The organism is Pseudonocardia halophobica, from assembly GCF_050948485.1.
In the GTDB taxonomy this organism is placed as follows: Bacteria; Actinomycetota; Actinomycetes; order Mycobacteriales; family Pseudonocardiaceae; genus Pseudonocardia; species Pseudonocardia halophobica.
In genome coordinates, this window is the sequence record NZ_CP192046.1 from 7,371,896 (window position 1) to 7,392,794 (window position 20,899).

Below are 20,899 nucleotides of genomic sequence, written 5' to 3' on the forward strand. Positions count from 1 at the left end.
GAACGTGCTTTGACTCACGCCGCGCCTCCGCCCACGGTGGTCGACATCACTCTTCCGAGTCACCCTGGAGAGCCGCTGATGAGCGTCACGGGTTCGGATCGACCGCACACCCTCACCGGCAGGCTCGGTGTGGGGTCGATCGTGTTCATGGTCGTCGCCGCCGCCGCGCCGCTGACCGTCATCGCCGGCACCGTCCCGCTCGGCCTGGCCGCGGGCAACGGCGCCGCCTTCCCCACCACCTTCGCCCTGTGCTGCGGGATCCTGCTGCTGTTCGCGGTCGGGTTCTGCGCGATGAGCAAGCACGTGCCGAACGCCGGCGCCTTCTACGCCTACGTGCAGAAGGGGCTCGGCAAGCGGCTGGGTCTCGGGTCCGCCTTTCTCGCGCTGGTCACCTACGCGGCCGTGCAGCTGGCGGTGTTCGGCTACATCGGCGCGGTGATCGACGCCCTGGTCCAGCACTGGGGTGGCCCCGCGCTGCCGTGGTGGGTGTGGTCGCTGGCCGTCGCCGCGATCGTCGGAGTGCTCGGGTACCGGCACATCGAGCTGTCCGGCAAGGTGCTCGGCGCTCTGCTGATCGCGGAGGTCGCGATCGTCCTCGTGTTCGACGCCGTGGTGATCGGCAGCGGTGAGCACCTCTCGACCGCGTTCGTGAAGCCCCCGGAGTTCGTGTCCGGCTCGCTCGGCATCGCGATCATGTTCGCCATCGCGTCGTTCATCGGGTTCGAGGCCACCGCCGTGTTCCGCGACGAGGCCCGGGACCCGCAGCGCACCATCCCGCGGGCGACCTACACCGCGCTGCTGCTGATCGGCGTCTTCTACACCCTGTCCAGCTGGGCCGTCGTGTCCGCGTGGGGCGACGCCGCCGCGGTCGAGGCCGCAGGCACCGACCCCGGCAACATGATCATCACGACGATCACGAACGTCCTCGGGCCCGTGGGCGGCGACGTCGCCCAGGTCCTGCTGATGACCAGCCTCTTCGCCGCGGCGCTGTCCTTCCACAACGTGCTGGCGCGGTACTACTTCTCGCTCGGCAACGCCGGCGCACTGCACCCGGCGGTGGGGCGCAGCCACCCGCGGCACTCCTCGCCGCACGTCGCCTCGCTGACCCAGACCGTCGTCGCCGTCGCGTTCCTGGTGATCTTCGCGATCGCCGGGATGGACCCGGTGACCCAGGTCTTCGCCTGGATGGCCGGCACCGCGACCCTCGGCGTGCTCGGGCTGATGACCCTGACCTGCGCCGCCGTGCTCGTCTACTTCCGCCGCAGCCGCGTCGACACCCGGGTCTGGCACACCGTCATCGCCCCGGCCCTCGGGCTGATCGGCCTGCTCGCCTGCCTCGTCCTGACCGTCTCGAACTTCTCGACGCTGATCGGTGGCTCGGGCGCGCTGGCCTTCGGCATCGGCGCGATCCTCGTCCTGGCGTTCGTCTTCGGCGTCGTCTGGTCCCGCCTGCGCACCGTGTCCGGATCCGTCCCGGCCACCACCGTCCCCGCCGCCGACGCGGCCTGAAAGGAGAACCTCCGATGACCACCCTCGAGAACCGCACCCACGCGCTCGCCATGACGAGCGAGGCGGAGGTCCGCACCGTCCGCGAGGTGCTGCTCGACGCCGGCCTGCTGGGCGAGACCGTCCGCTACACCTTCTTCACGCCCGAGGAACCCGCCAAGGGCGAGGTCCTGAGCGGTGCGGAGACCGACCGCCGCTTCCGCGTGATCCTGCTCGACATCGCCAACGGCCGCTCCTGGGACGTCGTGGTGTCCACCGACTCCCGCTCGGTCGTCTCGAACCGCGAGCTCGACCCGCCGCGCGACGGCCAGCCGCCGATCATCGACACCGAGTTCGAGATGATCGAGGACATCCTCAACGCGGCCGCCGAGTGGCGCGAGGCCCTCGAGCGCCGCGGCATCGACCCCGCGCAGGTGCGCGCGGTCCCCCTGTCCGCCGGCGCCTTCGACGACTACCCGGAGCACCCGGGCCACCGCGTGGTGCGCGCGTTCGGCTTCCGCCAGGACCACGAGAAGGACCACCCGTGGGCGCACCCGATCGACGGGCTCGTCGCCTACGTCGACCTCACCGCCCGCACCGTGGACCGCGTCGTCGACCACGCCGAGCACCCCGTGCCCGAGACGACCGGCAACTTCGACGACCCCGAGGTCCAGGGCCCGCCGCTCGACCTCAAGCCGATCGAGATCACCCAGCCGGAGGGCCGCTCGTTCACCGTCGAGGACGGGCACGTCCGCTGGGGCAAGTGGGACCTGCGCATCGGGTTCAACGAGCGCGAGGGCCTGACCCTGCACCAGATCGCCTTCGACGGCCGCCCGATCTGCTACCGCGCCTCGGTGGCCGAGATGGTGGTCCCCTACGCCGACCCGTCGCCGGTCCGCTTCTGGCAGAACTACTTCGACTGCGGCGAGTACATGTTCGCCCGCTACGCCGACTCGCTGCAGCTGGGCTGCGACTGCCTCGGCGACATCCTCTACACCGACGCCGTGATCGCCGACGACCTCGGCAACCCGCGCACCATCGAGAACGCGATCTGCATGCACGAGGAGGACTACGGCGTCCTCTGGAAGCACTCGGACATGTTCACCGGGTCCCGCGAGACCCGCCGCCAGCGCCGCCTGGTGATCTCGTTCTTCACGCCGATCGGCAACTACGACTACGGCTTCTACTGGTACCTCTACCTCGACGGCACCATCGAGCTGGAGTGCAAGGCCACCGGCATCGTGTTCACGTCCGGCACCCCGGGCGAGTACGCCACCGAGATCGCGCCCGGCCTCGGCGCCCCGTTCCACCAGCACCTGTTCTCCGCCCGGCTCGACATGACCGTCGACGGCGGGCCCAACGCCGTCGAGGAGATCGAGGCCGCCCGGGTCCCGATGGGCGAGGGCAACCCGTACGGCAACGCGTTCCGCCGCAGCGTGACGCGCCTGTCGCGGGAGTCCGACGCCCAGCGCGACGCCAACGCCTCCACCGGCCGGGTCTGGCACATCATCAACACCGAGAAGACCAACGCCCTGGGCCAGCCCGTTGGGTACACCCTGCACCCGGAGGGCCAGCCGACCCTGCTGGCCGACGACGCGTCCGTGATCCGGTCCCGCGCCACGTTCGCCGCCAAGGCGCTGTGGGTCACGCAGTACGACGCGGACGAGCGCTACCCCGCCGGTGACTTCGTGAACCAGAACCCGGGCGGCGCCGGGCTGCCGGCCTGGGTGCAGGCGGACCGGCCGGTCGACGGCGAGGACATCGTCGTGTGGCACACCTTCGGGCTCACGCACTTCCCGCGCCCGGAGGACTGGCCGATCATGCCGGTCGACTACACCGGCTTCGTGCTCAAGCCGTCGGGCTTCTTCGACCGCAACCCCGCGCTCGACATCCCGGCCTCGACCAACGGCCACTGCCACGGCGGCAAGGAGAACGGCGAGGTCCACGGCCCGGGCAAGGACCGCGGGGCCGAGTGATGCACGGCGCGGGCTGGTGGGAGGTCGTCGTCGGCGTGGCGTGCCTGGTCGCCGCGGCGGTCTTCCTCGCCCGCGCACGCCGTGCCCCGGCGCACCGCTACACCGCGCTGGGGCACGGCGGCATGGCGCTCGCGATGTGCGCCATGGCGGCCGGCGGGCTCGTCCTGTCGGCCGCCCTCGCCGTGGTGTCCTGCCTGTTCACCCTGGCCGGACCACGCCGGGGCGAGGGCATCGAGAACGGCGCAGTGGTCCACAGCTGCCTGGCCGCGTGCGCGATGGTGGCGATGCCGTTCGTCGCGGGCGACCACGGCGGCCTCACGGTCGCGGCAGTCTGCCTGGCCCTGACCGGCTACTTCGCCGTGCGGAGCGGGCGCTGGCTGGAGGCGCTGCGCGGACGGTTCCGCGCGGAACCCGTCGCCCACCTCGTGATGAGCGGCGCGATGGCCACCACCTTCCTCACGATGATCTGACGTGATCTGACGGCCCGGAGGGGGCTCGGATGTCCGGACCGGTCGACGAGGCGGCGGCCTACCGGGTCGCGTTCGGGCTCGCCGCGGCGGCGCAGCAGTCCTCCTGGACCTCGACCGCCGCGGCGGTCCTCGAGGAGCTGGGCAGCCACCTCCCCACCGCGGCCGCGGCGCTGGTGGCCGTGGATCCCGTACGCGGCGGGCACGTCGTCCTCGGCTCCACCGGCTACCGGTCCGAGGTGCTGGACTTCCTGACCTCGCCGGCCTTCCTGGTCGACGACGTCGGCTACCGCCTGCTCGTCCGGAAGCCGCGGCGGGCGCGGGCCTGGTCCGACGTGGAGGGGCCCGAGGCGTACGCGGACACCCGGTCGGCGCGGACGGTGTTCCGCCCGGCCGGGTTCGCCGGCGGCGCCACGGCCCGGCTCGTCAGCAGCGACGGCCGGTACACCGGCGACCTGCACCTCAGCACGGACGATCCGGCGCGTCCCAGCCCCGAGCTGACGGCGGCCCTGCACCACGCCGCGCCCGTGTTGGCCGGTGCGGCGGACCTGTCCCGCCGGCTGCTCACCCTGCTGGAGTGCGGCGGCGTCGAGGGACCCGCCGCCGTCGTCGGGCCCGACGCCACCGTGGTGCCGGTGCCCGGCCGCCCCGAGCCGCCCGGGCTCGACGACGACCTCGCGGCCCGGATCGTCCGCTGGCGCCGCACCCGTCCGGACCCGCCGCAGGCGCGGTTCCTCGCCCCGGCGCCCGCGGGCTGGGTCCCGCTGCAGCTCGTCGCGGTCGAGGACGGCACGCTCGTCGCCACCCGACCCTCGGACGCCGCCCACGGACTGTCCTACCGGGAGGCCGAGGTGCTGACGCTGCTGGTCGACGGGCTGGCCAACGCGACCATCGCCCGCCGGCTCGGGATCAGCGCCCGCACCACGGCCCACCACGTCGAGCACGTCCTCGGGAAGCTGCGGGTGGACTGCCGGGTGGCCGCGGCCCGGCTCGCCGTCGAGCAGGGGCTGCGGCTGCTCCCCGAGGCCTGAACCTCACACGTCGAGCGGCTCCAGCGGCTTCGGGTCGGCGAAGCGCTCCAGCACGTTGCGCGTGAGGCGCGAGACGTCGTTGTCGTAGCCGTTGGTGGCGAGGCTGCCGGCCCACGCGATGGAGCCGGTGGAGAACACGCCCCCGCCGTTGGCCGTCGTCAGGTAGACGACGTCGGCGCGGACCTGGAAGTTGTCCGTGCCGCCCAGGCCGTCGAAGGGGAAGTAGATGTCCTCTGCGACCAGCGGGTAGTTGTCCGAGTGCCGGCCCGCGCTGGTGGCGAGCAGCAGCGCGTTCGGCGGGGTGCCGAGGGTGAGGTCGTAGCGGTCGCACTCGTGCCCGGCGGCGCCGTTGCCGACGAGCCCGTGGTCGCCGAGCACCGTGGTCCCGTCCAGACCCGCGGTGAGGAAACCGGCCCGCGGGTCGGCGAAGTCCTGCAGGGTGTCGTAGGCCGAGGAGTGGTCCATGCCCTCGGTGGTGAACCCGACGCCGAAGAGCTTCTGCGGGCTGCGGCCGCGATTGCGCCAGATCCCGCCGCGCTCCGGGCTGAAGGCCATGTGCAGCTCGCCCGGCCGGGCCTGCCAGGCGCGGCACCCGGCCTCGCCCTTGCGCACCTCCATCAGGTGCGGCTTGTCCGGGTGGAACGTGCTGACCCAGTAGAACCCGTTGCCGCCCATGTACATCCCGCGGCCGCCGGCACCGAGGTAGGTCTCCCAGGCGTCGAGCATCCGCGCCGAGTAGTACTCGGGGTGGGTGCCGGTCAGCACCACGGAGTAGCGGCCCAGCAGCTCGGCGCCCTCGCGGTCGAGGTCCTCGTCGGTGGCGACGTCGAACTGCGCGCCCACGCCGTGCAGCCAGTCGACGAGGTGCAGGTCGGCGGGGAACTGCCACAGCGAGCCGGTGCTGTGCCGGTGGCCGGGGCGCATCGTGAGGATCGGCCGGAGCCGGCTGGTGTGCCCGACGCCGCTGCCGTCCGAGTGGTGGTCGTAGGTCGACAGCCCGTACTCGGGGTGCTCGAGGAGCTTGAGGTCGGGCGCGGCGAAGACCGAGGTGTGGCCGAGGATCGACTGGGCGACCGGGACCTCGGGGACGATGTGGTCGTTGGCGTAGGCCAGGTAGCTCGCGGTCGGGAAGAGCAGCAGGATCTTCGCCGTGGCCGTGCCCCGCGGGGGCAGCACCCAGAACGGGATGTGGTCCACGGTGTCGCCGAGCGTGATCCGCAGCGCGTAGACGGCGCTGGGCAGGTCGTCCGGGACGGTGAGGCGGACGTCGGTCTCCCAGCCTGCGTCCTCCAGGGCGTCGTCGGTGAAGTGGACGGCGCCGTACTGCTCGGGTGCGTGGCGGTAGTTCTCCTCCTCGCCGGTCCAGTTCCAGCCGGTCATGGCGCGGTACGGGGCGTTGTGGCCGCGGCCGTGCAGGCCGTGCGGGCCGCGGTCGGTGTAGGTGTCCGAGGGGACACCCGTGCGGCCGATCTCGGCGGCGAAGTCCCAGTGCGCCAGCAGGTCCGCCGTCGGCCGCTCGCCACGGGCCAGGGCGGCGCGGTCCTCGTCGGTGAGGGCGCGCGCGTAGACCGCCGGGGAGTCGAGCTTGCCGTTGTAGTGGTCGGTGAGGCCGGCGGTCGCGGCCAGCACCGTGTCGACGTCGGGCTGCGCGGGGACCGGGGCTCCCTCGTGTGCGCCACGGGTCGGCGCGGCCAGCCCGACCGCCGGGCTCCACAGGCTGTTCGCCGAGGTCAGCGTGGGGGTCGCGGTGACGACGGTGGTGCCGTCGCTCCAGCTCGCCGTGACCGAGTACCAGATCCACGGGGCGAGCGGGGCGTCCGCGACGGTCTCGTGAACGGTCGTTCCGTCGCCGAGGCGCAGGGTCACCCGGCCGTCGACGAGCCCGAGCCACCATCCGCCCGTCCCGTCCCAGCGGGAGACGAAGGCCTGCGGCCCCTTCGCGGGCGTGGTCGGCTGGACGAACACGTGCACGGCGCCGGTGCCGCCGAGCGCCATCCGCCCGCCGTCCGGCACGACGACCGCGGACCCCGTGCGGATCTCCTGGTGGCGGGCCGGGTAGGTGCCCGTGGCGGGCGTGTCGACCACCGACTCGCGGAAGCCCGGGCCGGCGGGGTTGGTGTCGCCGTTGCGCAGCCGCACGACCTCGGCGCGGAACTCGCCGGGCTCGTCGCAGCCGACCTTGAACTCGATCGTCTCGCCGGGCGCGACCGAGAAGCGGTCGGCGTAGCCGGTCACGGTGGGCCGGGGCACCTGCACCATCACGCCACCCCCGCCCGCAGGTCGGCGACCCGCCGCAGGAACACGGCGTGCATCGCCTCCTCCTCGGTGGCGTAGGGCCCGTCGTCGAGCACCTCGGGCGCCTCGCCGTGCACCCCGGTGAGCGCCGCCAGCCGGTACTCCTCCCACGGCCGCACCGCGACGATCACGAGCTTCCCGGGGATCGGCGCGCGCCGCATGTGCCGCAGCACCCGCTGCAGCGCGTCGCTGTGCGGACCCGCCGGGTTCGCCTCGTGCTCGGCGATCACCTCGTCGCTGAGCAGCGACAACGTCCGCTCGGTCGCCCGCCGTTCGAAGAGGCCGTAGACCTCCAACTGCCTGTCCCGCATCCGGATCCGCCTTCCCGTGGTGGTGGTGGGTCAGCGAACCGGAGCCAGGATGCGGGCTCAATGGGCAGAAGTGCCCATTGAGCCCAGGAAGCCGACCAGCAGCTTGAGGAACAGCAGCCCGGGGACCCAGGCCACGACCGGCGGCACCGGCAGCCAGAGGAGGTCGACCAGCACCCCGCTCGCGAAAGCCGTCACGGCGACCACCCGTCGGGTCCGCGGGGGTGCCCACTCGATCGTCACGGCGGCGGCGAGCAGGAAGGCCGCGTTGCCGACGGTCCACGCCCAGCCGGTCCCGAAGACCACGCCGACCACGACCAGGTGGAGCACGTGGCAGGCGACGAACCCGAGCCGGAACCGCCGGGAGTGCCGCTCCCGCCCGGCTGCCGCGGACGTCGTCGTGACGACACCTCCGACGAGGTCGACCGCGAGCACCGCGAGGACGACCGCCGGCAGCACGCCGGCCTCCCATCCGCCCGTGCCGCCGATGTACGCGACGAGCAGGGCGAGGAGCACCGCGAAGGCACCGACCTCGACCGCCAGCTCGGTCCGCGACCTCCCAGCAGGTTGATCGTGAACTGCACGGTCAACACGTCCCGGTCAGGCGGCAGCAGGCGATCGCCGCGTACCCGCACGCCGAGTCGGCGAGGGTGGCGACGGCGCCAGCGTGCAGGTAGCCGTGCTGCTGGGTCCACGCCGGGTCCGCGGGCATGGACAGGGTGAGCTCGCCGGGGCGGACATGGTCGAGCTCGACGGCCAGCGTCCGCAGCAGGGGCATCCGCGAGGTGGCCACGCACGCGGTCCTCGAGCGCGGCGAGGTCGTCGTCCGTGGTCCGGCTCCTCACGACGCCTCCTTCCGGCGCCCGAGGAAGCGGGCGAGCCCGGCCCGCACCCCCGGGGTCCCGACCGTGGAGGCGAACCAGGCCGCCTCGATCCCGAGGCCTTCGTCGATCGGCACGTTGATCCCGCGCGTCACGGCGGCGAGGCACGCGGCCACCGCTGTGTCGGCGTGCCGGGCGATTCGCTCGGCGAGCTCACGTGCCGCCGGAAGGAGGTCGTCGCGCGGGACCACGCGGTTGACCAGCCCGAGCTCCGCGGCTCGCTGGGCGCCGATCGCGTCGCCGGTCAGGATCATCTCCAGGCCGCGCTTGCGCCCGACGTGCCGCGGGAGCCGCTGCGAACCGCCGAACGGCGGCGGAAAGCCGAGCGTGATCTCGGGCTTGGCGAAGGTCGCGTGGTCGGCGGCGAGGGCCAGTGGCGCCGCCTCGGTGATCTCGCAGCCGCCGCCGTAGGCGAGCCCGTTGACCGCCACGATCACCGGGACGGGGCAGTTCTCGACGGCCCGGGTGAGCGCGTGCCCGCGCGCCACGATCTCCCGGAGCGCGGCGGCCGTGCCCCGCGCGATGCTGTCGGCCAGGTCCGGGATGTCGGCGCCGGCGCTGAAGGCCCGGCGCCCGGCACCGGTGAGGATGATCGCCCGCACCCCGTCCCGCGCCGGCAGCTCGTCGAGGTGCGTCCGCAGCGCGTCGATCGTCGGGTAGTCGAGGGCGTTGAGCTTCTCCGGGCGGTCGATCGTGAGGACGGGCACCGTCCGGTCACCGGACACGCGGACTGGCATGGGGTCTCCGATCTCGAGGTCGTGAACGCCATGTCAGACCAGCCGTCCGCCCCGGGCAACGAAGGACCCCCGCGACGTCAGACCGCCGTCAGCCCGTCCGGAACCAGCGGCTGGCGTACGGCTCGAGCACGACGGACGCCCGCCCCTCGTCGTCGAGCCGGAGCGGCTTCGCCGCCGGGTCCAGCACGTCGACCAGCTCGGCGCCGGGCAGGCCGGTCAGCACCGGTTCGGCCCGGACCTCCGCGTCCGCGAAGTTGTGCAGGGCCACGACCGTGGTGCCGTCGGCGTCGCAGCGGTGCGCGAACACCGGGCGCGCCTCCGGCCCGGGGTCGAGCACCGTGTAGCTCCCCCAGGCCAGCTCCGGGCAGGCGCGGTAGCTGTCGACGAGCAGCCGCATCCAGGACAGCAGCGACCCCGGGTCCCGCGTCTGCTCCCGGGCCGCCGCCCAGTCCATGTCGGAGCGCACGGCGAACCGGCCGGGCAGGCTCAGGTCCTCGACCATGCCGATCTCCTCGCCGTAGAACAGCACCGGGGTGCCGGGCAGGGAGAACAGCAGGCTGTAGACCATCCGGATCCGGCGCTCGTCGCCGCCGAGCATGGAGGGCAGCCGCCGCCGCAGCCCGCGGCCGTAGAGCTGCATGTCCTCGTCCGGGCCGAACGCGGCGAAGACCTCCGCGCGCTGGGCGTCGGTGAGCTTGTCCAGGGTGAGCTCGTCGTGGTTGCGCACGAACGTCGCCCAGTGTCCGTCCTCGGGCGGGTCCGGCCGTTTCCGCAACGCGTTCGCCAGCGGCTCGGCGTCGGCGCGGGCCAGGGACAGGTACATCTGCTGCATGCCGACGAAGTCGAAGCACATCGTCAGCTCGTCGGTGGACCCCGCGCCGTCCCGGGCGCCGAAGAAGGGCATCGTGTCCGCGTAGGGGAGGTTCACCTCCCCCAGCAGGACCGCCTCGCCGTTGCGCCGGCGCAGGAACGCGGCGAGGTCGGCGAGGTAGTCGTGCGGGTCGGGCAGGGCGCCGGCGTCGTCCTGGCCGGCGGTCTCCAGCAGGAACGGCACCGCGTCGACGCGGAACCCGGACAGCCCCACCTGCATCCAGAAGCCCATGATGCGGGCGATCTCGTCGCGGACCTCGGGGTTCGCGACGTCGAGGTCCGGCTGGTGCTTGTAGAAGCGGTGCAGGTAGTACTGCCCGGCCTTCTCGTCGTACTGCCACAGGGAGGTCTCCTGGTCGGGGAACACCACCCCCTGCGGGCCGTCGGCCGGCGGCTCGTCCTGCCAGACGTACCAGTCGCGGTGCGGGGAGTCCGGCGAGCTCCGCGCGTCCTGGAACCAGGGGTGCTGCGCCGAGGTGTGGTTGACGACGAGGTCGGCGATCACCCGCATACCGCGGTCGTTCGCCGTGCGGATCAGCTCCACGAGGTCGCCGTGCGTCCCGAGCCGCGGATCGACGCCGTAGAAGTCGACGATGTCGTAGCCGTCGTCGCGGTCCGGGGTCGGGTAGAAGGGCATCAGCCACAGGCACGTGACGCCGAGCCGGTCCAGGTGGTCGATGTTCTGGATCAGCCCGCGGAAGTCCCCGCAGCCGTCGCCGTTCCCGTCGGCGAAGGTCTCGACGTCCAGGCAGTAGACGACAGCGTTCTTCCACCACAGGTCGGAGGTCCGGGTGAGCTTCACGCCGCGCCCCTCAGCTGGGGCAGGACCTTGTCGCCGAACGCGTCGAGGAACGCGTCCTGCTCCTGTCCGACGTGGTGGATCGCGATCTCGTCGAAGCCCAGGTCGGCGAACTCCGCGAGCAGCGCGGCGTGCCGGGCGAGGTCACCGGACACCTGCACCGTCTGCCGGACCTGCTCGATCGGCACGTGCGTGGACACGGCGTCGAAGGTCTCGGCGGTGTCGATGTCCCAGCAGGCCGGTGGCGGGAAGACGTTGCCACGCCACTGGTCGAGCGCGATCGCCTCGGCGGTCTCCTCGTCCGGGGCCCAGCTGACGTGCACCTGCAGGTGCAGCTTCCCGCGCCCGCCGGCCTCCCGGTAGGCGTCGATCATCTCGCGCAGGTGCGGGATCGGGGCGTTGACGGTGATGAGGCCGTCCGCCCACTCCGCGCACCAGCGCGCGGTCGCCACGCTCACCGCGGCGCCGACGAGCGGGGGCGGCTCGGGCGGGCGGGTCCACACCCGCGCCCGGTCGACGCGGACGAGCCCGTCGTGGCTCACCTCCTCGCCGCGCAGCAGCGCCCGGATGACGTCGACGCACTCCCGCAGCCGGGCGTTGCGGACCTCCTTGCGGGGCCAGTCGTCCCCGGTGATGTGCTCGTTGCTCGCCTCGCCCGTGCCCAGGGCGGCCCAGAACCGCCCCGGGAACATGGCGCCGAGAGTGCCGATGGCCTGCGCGACGATCGCGGGGTGGTAGCGCTGGCCAGGGGCGTTGACCACGCCGAACGGCAGCGACGTCGCCTGCATCGACGCCCCCAGCCACGCCCAGGCGAAGGCGGACTGGCCCTGGCGCTCGCTCCACGGGGAGAAGTGGTCCGACGACATCGCAGCGTCGAACCCGACCTGTTCCGCGCGGACGGCGGCGTCCAGGAGTGCGGTCGGGGCGATCTGCTCGTGCGACGCGTGCCAGCCGAAAGCGGTCATTCCCGCCAGTACCCGGCACGCTCCCGGCCGACACGCCGGACTCCGCCGACCTGGGCCGCTGGTGGCCGCGTCCCGGGTTCGTCATCCTGGTCGCGTGGCGTACCGCTTCCTCGCCGACGCGGTGATGCTGGTCCACTTCGCGTTCCTGGCCTTCGTCGCGCTCGGCGGCTTCCTCGCCTGGCGCTGGCCGCGGGTCCGCGTGCTGCACGCGGTCGCGGTCGGGTGGGGCCTGGTCAGCGTGCTCGCCCACGTCGAGTGCCCGTTGACGGCGTGGGAGGACCGGTTCCGCCGGCTCGCCGGGGAGCAGGGGCTGGCGCGAGGCTTCATCGACACCTACCTGACCGGCGTGATCTACCCCCGCGAGTACCTGGTGGCCATCCAGCTCGCGATCGGCTGCCTCGTCGTCGTGTCGTGGGTGGGGTTCGCGCTGCGCCGGCGCCGCGTGGTCCGGCGCTGACGCCGCACGTCGATCAGGCGCGCGCCCCGTCGCCGTGCCATTCTGTCGCCCGGGCGGGACGACCGGAGCCGGGAGCACGCATGAACCTCGAGAAGGTCGTGTTCGGCTTCTTCGTGCTGCTCGCCGCGACCCTCAACTTCGGCTTCTTCATCGGCGACATCTCGAACCCGGCGCTGCACAACATCTACGAGCTGTTCGCCGCCATCGTCGTCAGCCTCATCGCGACCGTGCTGAAGTTCGGCGACCGCACCCAGATCGGCGCGGTCCACCTCGCCACCAGCCTGGTCGCCGACCTGCAGCTCGTGGCGGCGGCGCTGGCCTGGACCTACTCGGCCCACATCGCCGACACCGGCCTGACCCCGGCGGCGATGGCGAGCGTCGTGTCGCTGTCCGGGGGCGCGCTGTTCGCCAACGTGGTCTCGGTGGTGCTGCTCGTGGTCGAGACCGTGTCGTACCACCGCCGGTAGGCCGCTCATGGGCAACCCGCTGCTCTCCTTCTGGATGCGGCTGCTGGGGCAGGACGAGGAGCCGGGCCCCCGCGGTCCCTCCCGGCGGCTGCGCCGGCGGATCCCGATGGCGTCCGCCGTCGAGGCCGAGGCCACGATCTTCCTGATCCTGCGCCGCATGCGCGCACCGTTGATCGTGCTGATCACGATCTTCGCGGTGAGCGTGTTCGGCCTGACCCTGGTCCCCGGCCAGGACGCGACCGGCGCGCCCTACCGGATGAGCTTCTTCGACGCCTTCTACTTCATGAGCTACACGGCGTCGACGATCGGCTTCGGCGAGCTGCCGAACACCTTCACCCCCGCCCAACGGCTGTGGGTCACCGCGACGATCTACCTCACGGTCATCGGCTGGGCCTACGCGGTCGGCACGCTGCTGGCGCTCCTGCAGGACCGCGCGTTCCGCCGGGCGCTCGCCCTGCAGCACTTCACCCGCAAGGTCAAGCGGCTGCGCGAGCCGTTCCTGCTGATCGTCGGCCACGGGCGCACCGGGGAGCTGCTGTGCCGCGCGTTCGACGCGCTCGGCAAGCGGGTCGTCGTGATCGACGTCGCCGAGGACCGCATCGACGCCCTCGAGCTCGGCTCGTACCACGGGGACATCCCCGGGCTCGTCGCCGACGCCCGCGACCCGGGGCACCTCGGCGTGGCCGGGCTGCGCAACCTGCGCTGCGAGGCCGTCGTCGCCCTGACCAACGACGACGAGGCCAACCTCGCCGTCGCGATGACCGCCGCCCTGCTGCGGCCGGACCTCCCGGTGGTCGCGCGCACCGTCTCCCCAGCGATCGCCGAGCGCATGCAGGCCTTCGGCAGCCCGACCGTCGTCAACCCCTTCAACCGCTTCGGCGACCACCTGCGGATCGCCATGCGCTCGCCGGCGTCGTACCAACTCATGACGTGGCTGGAGAGCGGCCCGGGCGCCGAGCTGCCCGAGCGGGGACGGCCGCCCGCCGAGGGGCACTGGGTGGTGTGCGGCTACGGCCGCTTCGGCCGCGAGGTCACCGTGGACCTGCGCGCCGAGGGGCTCGACGTGACCGTGGTCGAGCCGCGCGCCACGGCCCCCGAGGCGGGCGACGGCATCACGACCGTCGAGGGCTCCGGTGTGGACCCGGCGGTCCTGGTGCGCGCCGGCGTCGCCGACGCCGTGGGGTTCGTGGCCGGCACGGACAACGACACCACCAACCTCTCGATGGTCTCCGACGCCCGCCGGCTGAACCGCTCGATCTTCGTGGCGGCCCGGCAGAACCGGGCCGCGAGCGCGCCGCTGTTCGCCGCCATGGAGATCAACTCGCTGCTCGTGCCGGCGGAGGTCGTGGCGCACGAGGTGTTCGCGCAGCTCAGTACCCCGTTGCTCTGGCGCTTCCTGCAGGGGGTGCCGCAGCAGGGCGACGCCTGGGCGGCGGACCTGATCCGGCGCGTGACCTCGGACTGCGGGCGACGGATGCCGGCCCTGTGGAAGATCCGGCTCAACAGGAGCGAGACGCCGACCCTGCTCGGCTGGCTCGCGTCCGGCGAGGCCCGGCTCGGCGACGTCCTGCGCGACCCGGAGCGCCGCGAGAACCGGCTCGGCATCACCGTGCTGATGGTCCTGCGACGGGATGCGGACGGCACGGAGGAGTGCGTGATGGGGCCGGACGACGGGTTCGTCCTCGCCCCGGACGACGAGCTGCTCCTGCTCGGCGCCACCCCCGCCCGCCGTGGCCTCGACGTGACGCTGCTGGTCGACGCCGCCCGCGAGTACGTGCAGACGGGGCGGCGGGTGCCGGCGGGCTGGGTCTGGCGCAAGCTCACCCGGGCGGGCCGGGACTGACGCCGACCCCGCACCGTGACCGATCGCGCCGATGAGCGCCGGTGTGCCGCTGTCCGTCGCGGCGCTGTCCTGTGCGGGAGCTGCTGGTGACGCTCGACGCCGACGCCGCCTCACCGACCTGGCCCTGCTGACCGAGGGGACGACCCCCGGCTCACCGCCCTGCGGGAGCCGGCAGCCCGGGCCGGCGTGCGGCCGGCCCGGGCCCCGGGCGTCACGGTCAGGCGAGGTCGAAGCGGTCCAGGTTCATGACCTTGTCCCACGCCGCCACGAAGTCCTGCACGAACTTCTCCTGCGCGTCCTGGCACGAGTAGAACTCGGCGACGGCGCGCAGCTGCGCGTTCGCGCCGAAGACGAGGTCCACGGCGGTGGCGGTCCACTTGGCCTCGCCCGTGGCGCGGTCCCGACCCTCGTAGACGTTCTCCGTCGACTCGGACGTCCGCCACTCCGTGCCCATGTCGAGCAGGTTGACGAAGAAGTCGTTGGTCAACGTCCCGGGGCGACCGGTGAGGACGCCGTGCGGGGCGTGCCCGGCGTTGGCGTCGAGGGCCCGCATGCCGCCGACCAGCGCCGTCATCTCCGGAACGGTCAGGTTCAGCATGTACGCCCGGTCCACCAGCCGTTGCTCCGGCGGCACCTTGTCCCCGGGCCGGACGTGGTTGCGGAACCCGTCCGCGGCCGGTTCGAGCACGGCGAACGAGTCCACGTCGGTCTGCTCCTGCGAAGCGTCTGTGCGCCCCGGCGCGAAGGGGACCGTGACCTCGTGCCCGCCGTCGCGCGCCGCCTTCTCGACGGCCGCGCAGCCGCCCAGCACGATCAGGTCGGCGAGCGAGATCCTCTTCCCGTCGGACTCGAACTCCTGCTGAAGTCGCTCGAGGGTCTCCAGCACCTGCGCCAGCTCCGCCGGCTCGTTGATCTCCCAGCTGCGCTGCGGTTCGAGCCGGATCCGCGCCCCGTTCGCCCCGCCGCGCTTGTCCGTGCCACGGAAGGAGGCGGCCGACGCCCACGCGGTCGAGACCAGCTGCGGGACGGACAGGCCCGAGTCGAGGATCCGCGCCTTGAGGGCGGCGACGTCGTCGTCGCCGACCAGCTCGTGGTCGACGGCGGGGACGGGGTCCTGCCACAGCTGCGGCTCGGGCACCCACGGGCCGAGGAACCGCGAGACCGGGCCCATGTCGCGGTGCAGCAGCTTGTACCAGGCCTTGGCGAACGCGTCGGCGAGCTCGTCCGGGTTCTCGTGGAAGCGCTTCGTGATCGGCCCGTAGATCGGGTCGAACCGCAGGGCGAGGTCCGAGGTCAGCATCATCGGCGCGTGGCGCTTCGACGGGTCGTGGGCGTCGGGCACGGTGTCCTGCGCCTCGGGGTTCTTCGGCGTCCACTGCTTCGCGCCGGCCGGGCTCTCGGTGAGCTCCCAGTCGTAGCGGTACAGGTTGTCGAGGTACCCGTTGTCCCAGCGCGTCGGCTCGTTGGTCCAGGCGCCCTCGAGTCCGCTGGTGAGCGCGTCGGCGCCCACGCCGCTGCCGCAGGTGTTCCGCCAGCCCAGGCCCTGCTGCTCGATCGGGGCGCCCTCGGGTTCGGGCCCGAGGCAGTCGGGGCTGACGGCGCCGTGGCACTTGCCGACGGTGTGGCCGCCGACGATGAGGGCGACCGTCTCCTCGTCGTTCATCGCCATCCGGCTGAACGTCTCGCGGATGTCCCGCGCGGAGGCCAACGGGTCCGGGTTGCCGTTGGGTCCCTCCGGGTTCACGTAGATCAGGCCCATCTGCACCGCGGCGAACGGACCGGCGAGCTCCCGGTCACCGCTGTAGCGCTCGTCGCCGAGCCAGGTGTCCTCCGGTCCCCAGAAGATCTCCTCGGGCTCCCAGATGTCCTCGCGCCCGAAGGCGAAACCGAAGGTCGTGAGTCCGAACGACTCGTAGGCGCAGTTGCCGGCGAAGATGATCAGGTCGGCCCAGGAGATCTTCCGGCCGTACTTCTGCTTGACGGGCAGGAGCAGCCGGCGGGCCTTGTCCAGGCTGACGTTGTCCGGCCAGCTGTTCAGCGGCGCGAAGCGCTGGGCGCCGCTGCCGCCACCGCCGCGGCCGTCGGCGATGCGGTAGGTGCCCGCGGCGTGCCAGCTCATCCGGATGAAGAGGCCGCCGTAGTGGCCGTAGTCGGCCGGCCACCAGTCCTGCGAGGTCGTCATCACCTCCATGACGTCGCGCTTCAGCGCTTCGACGTCGAGCGCCGCGAACTCCTTCGCGTAGTCGGAGGTCCCGCCCATCGGGTCGGATTGGGGCGCGTGCGCGCGCAGCACCGACAGGTCCGGCTGGTTCGGCCACCAGTCCCGGTTCGTGAGGGGTCGGTGCGCCTGTGGGGTCGGGGACGGGATCCGCGGGTTCTCGCTCTCGCTGACGCTCTCGGTCACGTCGATCCTTCTTCCTGTTCCGCTGTGTCCTTTCGGCCGGGATCGCCGCATACCGCAGTGAGGATCGGGCCCGGATCAGCGAGCGGGTCGTCGTGCACCGCGGCGGGCACAGCCCACCGAGGGCGTGTGCTCGAGGTCCGACGTCGTCGGCACGCCGGCAAGTCTGGTCCCGTTCCTTGAACCACTCAACGCACAGGTGAAGGTCGGTCAGGTCGGGTTCGGCGCCCGCTGCTCGGAGTCGTCGGCGCTCTCCTCCTGCTCCTCCTCGGGGGTCTCCGAGCCCACGATGCCGGCGACGTCCTCCTCCTCGGCCTCCTCCTCGTCGGCCTCGGCCTCGGGCCGGGGCCGCTTCGAGGCGGCGAACTGCTCGAGCCGCTGGGCGAGCCGTTCGAGGCCCTGGAGCGCCAGCAGGGCGAGCCGCTTGATCAGCTGCAGCAGGATCGCGGCCTTGGCCATCAGGAAGCTGAAGCTCGCCCCCAGGACGGGCTTGACCACCGAGCCCACGGTGCCGACGACACCCTTCAGCGTGCCGGTCGCCGTCGACGCCACCCCGCTGACCGCGCTCTCACCGGTCTTCGCCACGCCCGACGCGACGTCGCCGCCGGCCTTCGCCAACCCGGATGCGGCCGCTCCACCGGTGGTCGCGGCGGTGCGGCCCGTGCTGCCAACGGCCTGCGCGGCGCCGGACGCCGCGGCCCGTCCGGTCTGGGCGGCGGTTCGTGCGGTCTTCCCGGCACCCGGCGCCGCCGCCTGACCCGCGGCGCCAGCCGTCCGACCGGCTCGACCGGCGGCCCGGCCCGCCTGGTCCACGGTCCGGCGGGCCGCCGACCGGCCGGCCTCGGACGCGGCCCGCCCGGCGGCCGTCACCCGGCGGACACCACCGGTGACGTTCCTGGCGGGCGGCTTCGTCCCTCCGTCGGGCGCGCTCATCCCGGGGGCACGACGCCGGACCTTCCGCGTGGCGTCGGACGCGTCCTGCTCTCCTGCGCGGGCCTCCCCGCGCTTCTCCTGGGGCTGGTCGGATTCCGTCATCGGTCCGCTCCTCTGCTCGGCTCGCAGTGCTACCACTTCTCGGGGGGCGGCTACCCGAATCCGAGCTATGACCAGGCAATTTGCGCTGAATGGACGCGTCCCCAGGCCCGCGTCCCGCATCGCCCGGAGGGCCAGATGCGCGCTACGAGTCCGTGCGTCCGCCGAGCAGCCGCACGGCTTCGGCGACCAGGGCGGGGCGTCGGGCGGCGCCGGTCTTCGCCAAGAGCCGTTCGACGTGCTTCTCCACGGTCCGCACGGACAGCACGAGCCGCGCCGCGATCTCCCGGTTGTCCAGGCCCTCGGCGACCAGGGCGAGGATCTCGCTCTCCCTCGATGTCAGACCCTTCTCGCGCAGAACCGCGGGAACGACCGTGGTGGTCCGCCGCGGCACGACCGCTCCGGCCCTGCGCAACTGCCCGCGCAGGACCGCGGCCCAGCGCTCCCGGCCCCGCGCCTCGACCTGGGGGAGATCGGCGGCGAGCCAGCGCGCGGGCTCGCCCCAGCGGTCGGCGAGCGCGGCCCCGGCCACCAGCCGTCGGGCCTGCAGGCGGTACCAGCCGATGTCCACAGGCCGCCGCAGGGTGTCCTCGGCCTCGTCGAACGCGGTGAGCGCGCCGGCCCGGTCGCCGCGGCGGCCCCGGGCCACGGCCTCCGCGAAGCCCGCCATGCCGCGGTTCCAGCGGTTGGTGAGCGGATCGGGCGGCTCGGGGACGACGGTTCGACCGGTCTCCCACGCCACGGCGGTCACCAGCCAGAGTCCGACGGCGGGTGAGCCGGTGACCTCGTCCGGCCTGCGCGCGAACTGCGCCATCGCCTCCTCGAGCTGCGCGTGAGCGGCCGCGTCGTCGCCCCGGTCGAGGGCCCACATCGCCCGCACCTGCGCGATCTCCCCGCGCAGGTGGGTGTCGTCCGGGGCGAGGGCCTCCGCCTCGGCGAGCTGCGGCTCGGCGTGATCACCGACGAAAGCGCGGGTCGCGGCGTCGAGGACGAGGGCCTTGGGCAGCGTCGCGAGGTGCAGCCGACGGGACGTGACGATGCAGCGCTCCGCCGCGGCGAGCGCCTCCGCCACCTCCCACCGCGTGTTGCGGATCGCGGCCTCCTGCAGGTCGAGCACGGCGACCCCGGCGAGATCGCCGAGTGCGGCCACCCGCGCCCGGGCGTCCGCGAGCAGGTCGACGCGGAGGGTCTCCTGCACCCCGCCGATGGCCCGCTCGTAGGCGGCACGCGCCGCCGCGTGCGCCAACCCGTGCTGCTCGGCGAGGGTCTTGGCGCGCAACGCCAGCGCCTCGGCCTCGTCGAGGTCGGAGCGGCGGGCGAGGCGGCTCAGCAGCAGGAGGGCCTCGACCCGCACGTCGACCGGGCCGCGCTCGTGTGCCGCGGCCGCCAGCTGAGCGGCGTCGTCCGGGCGGGCGTCCTCCAGCGCGACGGTCGCGCGCACCACCATCGCCCGCAGCCCGTCGGCGCCGTCGGTGGGAACCTGCCGAAGCTCCGCCTCGGCGGCGGTCCAGCGGCCGGCGCGGACGTGGACGCGGGCGAGCCGGACACGGGCCGCGGCCGCGTGCGGCGCGGCGTCGAGCAGGCGACGGCTGATCGCGGCGGCCTCCTCGGTCTTGCCCGCGGACGTCAGGACCTCGGCGAGGAGCTCGTCGACGGCGGTGGGGTCGTCGGACACCTCACGAGCCCGGCGAAGGGTCGTCTCGGCGGACTGCAGGGCGCCGCGGGCGAGGTTGCGCCGGCCCGCCTCGAGCAGCACCTCGGCCGCCGCGGCCCGGTCCCCCGCGGTCAGGGCGAGGTCGGCGGCGACGTCGCACCACGGCCCGTCGAGTTCGGGCTGCCGGTGCCGCACGGCGGCGAGTGCCCTTGCGGCCCAGGCCGCGCGCTCGGGCGGGAGGAGGTCGGCGAGGACCGCGTCGCGGACGAGGGAGTGGCGGAACCGGAACTCGTCCTGCTCCCCGGATTCGATCATCCCGGACCGGATGATCTCGTGGAGGACGGCGAGCGCCGCCTTCTCGTCGAGGCCGACAGTGTCCGCCAGGACGCGCCAGTCGAACCGCTCTCCGAGCACGGCGGCGGCCTGGAGGGCCGCGCGGCCCTCGTCGGGGAACGCGACGAGCCGCGTCCGGACGGACTCGGCCACGGACCGGGGGACGACGCCGGGCTCGGCGCCGAGCAGCTCCTCGACCAGGAGCGGGAGACCGGCGCTACGACGGTGCAGCGCGTGCCGGTCCGCCGTGTCGACCAGGGTGTCGATTCCGCACGCGTCGATCATGGCGTCGATCTCGGGTGCGGTGAGCGGTGCGAGCATGCGGACGGTGCAGGCGCCGCGCCGGGCCAGGGTGTCGGTCAGCTGGACCACGCCGTCCGGCTCGTCGCGGGCGGTGAGGAGCAGGGCGATGCGCTCGGTGTTGTCGGCGAGGAACTCGACCACGGACAGTGTCTCGGGGTCGGCCCAGTGCAGGTCTTCGAGGACGAGCAGCAGCCCGTCGGGCGCGAGGTCCTGGAGGAGGCGGAGAACGCCCTCGGCGAGGACGAGTACGGAGCCTTCCGGCCGGTCGTCGACACGCCAGCGGGGGACGAGCCGACCGAGCTCGGGCCGGGCGGCGATCCCCGGATGCCGACGCAGCCCGGCGAGCAGGGCCTCGGCGATGGGTCGGAACGCCGTCGCGTCCCCGTTCGGTACCGCCCGTCCGGTCAGCGCGGGGATGCCCCACGCCTCCGCCGCCACGGCCGCCTCCCGCGCGAGACGCGACTTGCCGATCCCGGCGGGGCCGAGGAGCGCCGTCGTCGAGCCCCGTCCGAGCCGGGTGGCGGCCAGCGCGGACCGCACCGCGGCCAGCTCCCCTGTCCGTCCGACGACGACGGGGCAGCGCGGCGCGTGCACC

17 protein-coding genes are annotated in these 20,899 nt (G+C 73.4%); 7 read left to right on the forward strand and 10 right to left on the reverse strand.

From position 1 onward, the window contains the following. The first annotated feature begins 78 nt into the window (after positions 1 to 78). From ACQP04_RS35260 to ACQP04_RS35275, 4 genes are read left to right on the forward strand one after another with little or no spacing between them, the layout of a single operon-like run. Positions 79 to 1,509, forward strand: a complete 1,431-nt coding sequence (locus ACQP04_RS35260) for an APC family permease (RefSeq protein WP_433504755.1) — start codon at positions 79 to 81, stop codon at positions 1,507 to 1,509. Positions 1,510 to 1,523: 14 nt separating this feature from the next. Continuing rightward, complete coding sequence (locus ACQP04_RS35265; protein WP_433504756.1) at positions 1,524 to 3,461, forward strand: primary-amine oxidase; 1,938 nt, start codon at positions 1,524 to 1,526, stop codon at positions 3,459 to 3,461. Then, positions 3,461 to 3,931: a hypothetical protein gene (locus tag ACQP04_RS35270; RefSeq protein ID WP_433504757.1), complete on the forward strand. Its 471-nt coding sequence runs from the start codon at positions 3,461 to 3,463 to the stop codon at positions 3,929 to 3,931. Before ACQP04_RS35265 ends, ACQP04_RS35270 begins: the two co-directional genes overlap by 1 nt. Before the next feature lie 29 nt (positions 3,932 to 3,960). Next, complete coding sequence (locus tag ACQP04_RS35275; protein WP_433504758.1) at positions 3,961 to 4,959, forward strand: LuxR C-terminal-related transcriptional regulator; 999 nt, start codon at positions 3,961 to 3,963, stop codon at positions 4,957 to 4,959. Between the two features lie 3 nt (positions 4,960 to 4,962). Here the strand turns inward: ACQP04_RS35275 and ACQP04_RS35280 are convergent, their stop codons facing one another. The 7 genes from ACQP04_RS35280 to ACQP04_RS35310 all read right to left on the reverse strand — a co-directional run bounded on the left by ACQP04_RS35280 (position 4,963) and on the right by ACQP04_RS35310 (position 11,814). Further along, positions 4,963 to 7,218 carry a N,N-dimethylformamidase beta subunit family domain-containing protein gene (locus ACQP04_RS35280; protein WP_433504759.1) on the reverse strand — a complete coding sequence of 752 codons (2,256 nt, stop codon included), beginning with the start codon at positions 7,216 to 7,218 and terminating at the stop codon, positions 4,963 to 4,965. Then, entirely contained in the window at positions 7,218 to 7,565 is a 348-nt protein-coding gene (locus tag ACQP04_RS35285; protein ID WP_433504760.1) for a hypothetical protein, read from the reverse strand. Before ACQP04_RS35285 ends, ACQP04_RS35280 begins: the two co-directional genes overlap by 1 nt. Positions 7,566 to 7,622: 57 nt before the next feature. Beyond that, positions 7,623 to 8,078 (reverse strand): hypothetical protein, encoded by a 456-nt coding sequence (locus ACQP04_RS35290; RefSeq protein WP_433504761.1) that lies wholly within the window; start codon positions 8,076 to 8,078, stop codon positions 7,623 to 7,625. A gap of 70 nt (positions 8,079 to 8,148) precedes the next feature. Further along, positions 8,149 to 8,355 (reverse strand): PaaI family thioesterase, encoded by a 207-nt coding sequence (locus tag ACQP04_RS35295; RefSeq protein ID WP_433504762.1) that lies wholly within the window; start codon positions 8,353 to 8,355, stop codon positions 8,149 to 8,151. 48 nt (positions 8,356 to 8,403) lie between these two features. Beyond that, positions 8,404 to 9,180, reverse strand: a complete 777-nt coding sequence (locus ACQP04_RS35300) for an enoyl-CoA hydratase-related protein (RefSeq protein ID WP_433504763.1) — start codon at positions 9,178 to 9,180, stop codon at positions 8,404 to 8,406. An 88-nt stretch (positions 9,181 to 9,268) separates the two neighbouring features. Further along, positions 9,269 to 10,852 carry an alpha-amylase family protein gene (locus ACQP04_RS35305; protein ID WP_433504764.1) on the reverse strand — a complete coding sequence of 528 codons (1,584 nt, stop codon included), beginning with the start codon at positions 10,850 to 10,852 and terminating at the stop codon, positions 9,269 to 9,271. After that, positions 10,849 to 11,814 carry a TIGR03885 family FMN-dependent LLM class oxidoreductase gene (locus ACQP04_RS35310; RefSeq protein WP_433504765.1) on the reverse strand — a complete coding sequence of 322 codons (966 nt, stop codon included), beginning with the start codon at positions 11,812 to 11,814 and terminating at the stop codon, positions 10,849 to 10,851. The genes ACQP04_RS35305 and ACQP04_RS35310 overlap by 4 nt, the downstream gene beginning before the upstream one ends. A gap of 94 nt (positions 11,815 to 11,908) precedes the next feature. Between ACQP04_RS35310 and ACQP04_RS35315 the strand changes: the two genes are divergently transcribed. From ACQP04_RS35315 to ACQP04_RS35325, 3 genes are all read left to right on the forward strand, one after another. Further along, the gene (locus ACQP04_RS35315) at positions 11,909 to 12,271 is read left to right on the forward strand and encodes a DUF2784 domain-containing protein (protein ID WP_433504766.1); all 363 of its coding nucleotides are present in this window, start codon (positions 11,909 to 11,911) and stop codon (positions 12,269 to 12,271) included. A gap of 80 nt (positions 12,272 to 12,351) precedes the next feature. Beyond that, positions 12,352 to 12,738, forward strand: coding sequence for a DUF6394 family protein (locus tag ACQP04_RS35320; RefSeq protein WP_037049677.1), 387 nt, complete (start codon positions 12,352 to 12,354; stop codon positions 12,736 to 12,738). A 7-nt stretch (positions 12,739 to 12,745) separates the two neighbouring features. Further along, complete coding sequence (locus ACQP04_RS35325; protein ID WP_433504767.1) at positions 12,746 to 14,581, forward strand: potassium channel family protein; 1,836 nt, start codon at positions 12,746 to 12,748, stop codon at positions 14,579 to 14,581. Positions 14,582 to 14,798: 217 nt separating this feature from the next. Here ACQP04_RS35325 and katG read toward each other — a convergent pair whose 3' ends face one another. The 3 genes from katG to ACQP04_RS35340 all read right to left on the reverse strand — a co-directional run bounded on the left by katG (position 14,799) and on the right by ACQP04_RS35340 (position 20,898). Then, the gene (gene katG, locus ACQP04_RS35330; RefSeq protein WP_433504768.1) at positions 14,799 to 17,036 is read right to left on the reverse strand and encodes a catalase/peroxidase HPI; all 2,238 of its coding nucleotides are present in this window, start codon (positions 17,034 to 17,036) and stop codon (positions 14,799 to 14,801) included. Positions 17,037 to 17,192: 156 nt separating this feature from the next. Continuing rightward, positions 17,193 to 18,017: a hypothetical protein gene (locus tag ACQP04_RS35335; protein WP_433504769.1), complete on the reverse strand. Its 825-nt coding sequence runs from the start codon at positions 18,015 to 18,017 to the stop codon at positions 17,193 to 17,195. Between the two features lie 142 nt (positions 18,018 to 18,159). Further along, entirely contained in the window at positions 18,160 to 20,898 is a 2,739-nt protein-coding gene (locus ACQP04_RS35340) for an ATP-binding protein (RefSeq protein ID WP_433504770.1), read from the reverse strand. Position 20,899: the final 1 nt, after the last annotated feature.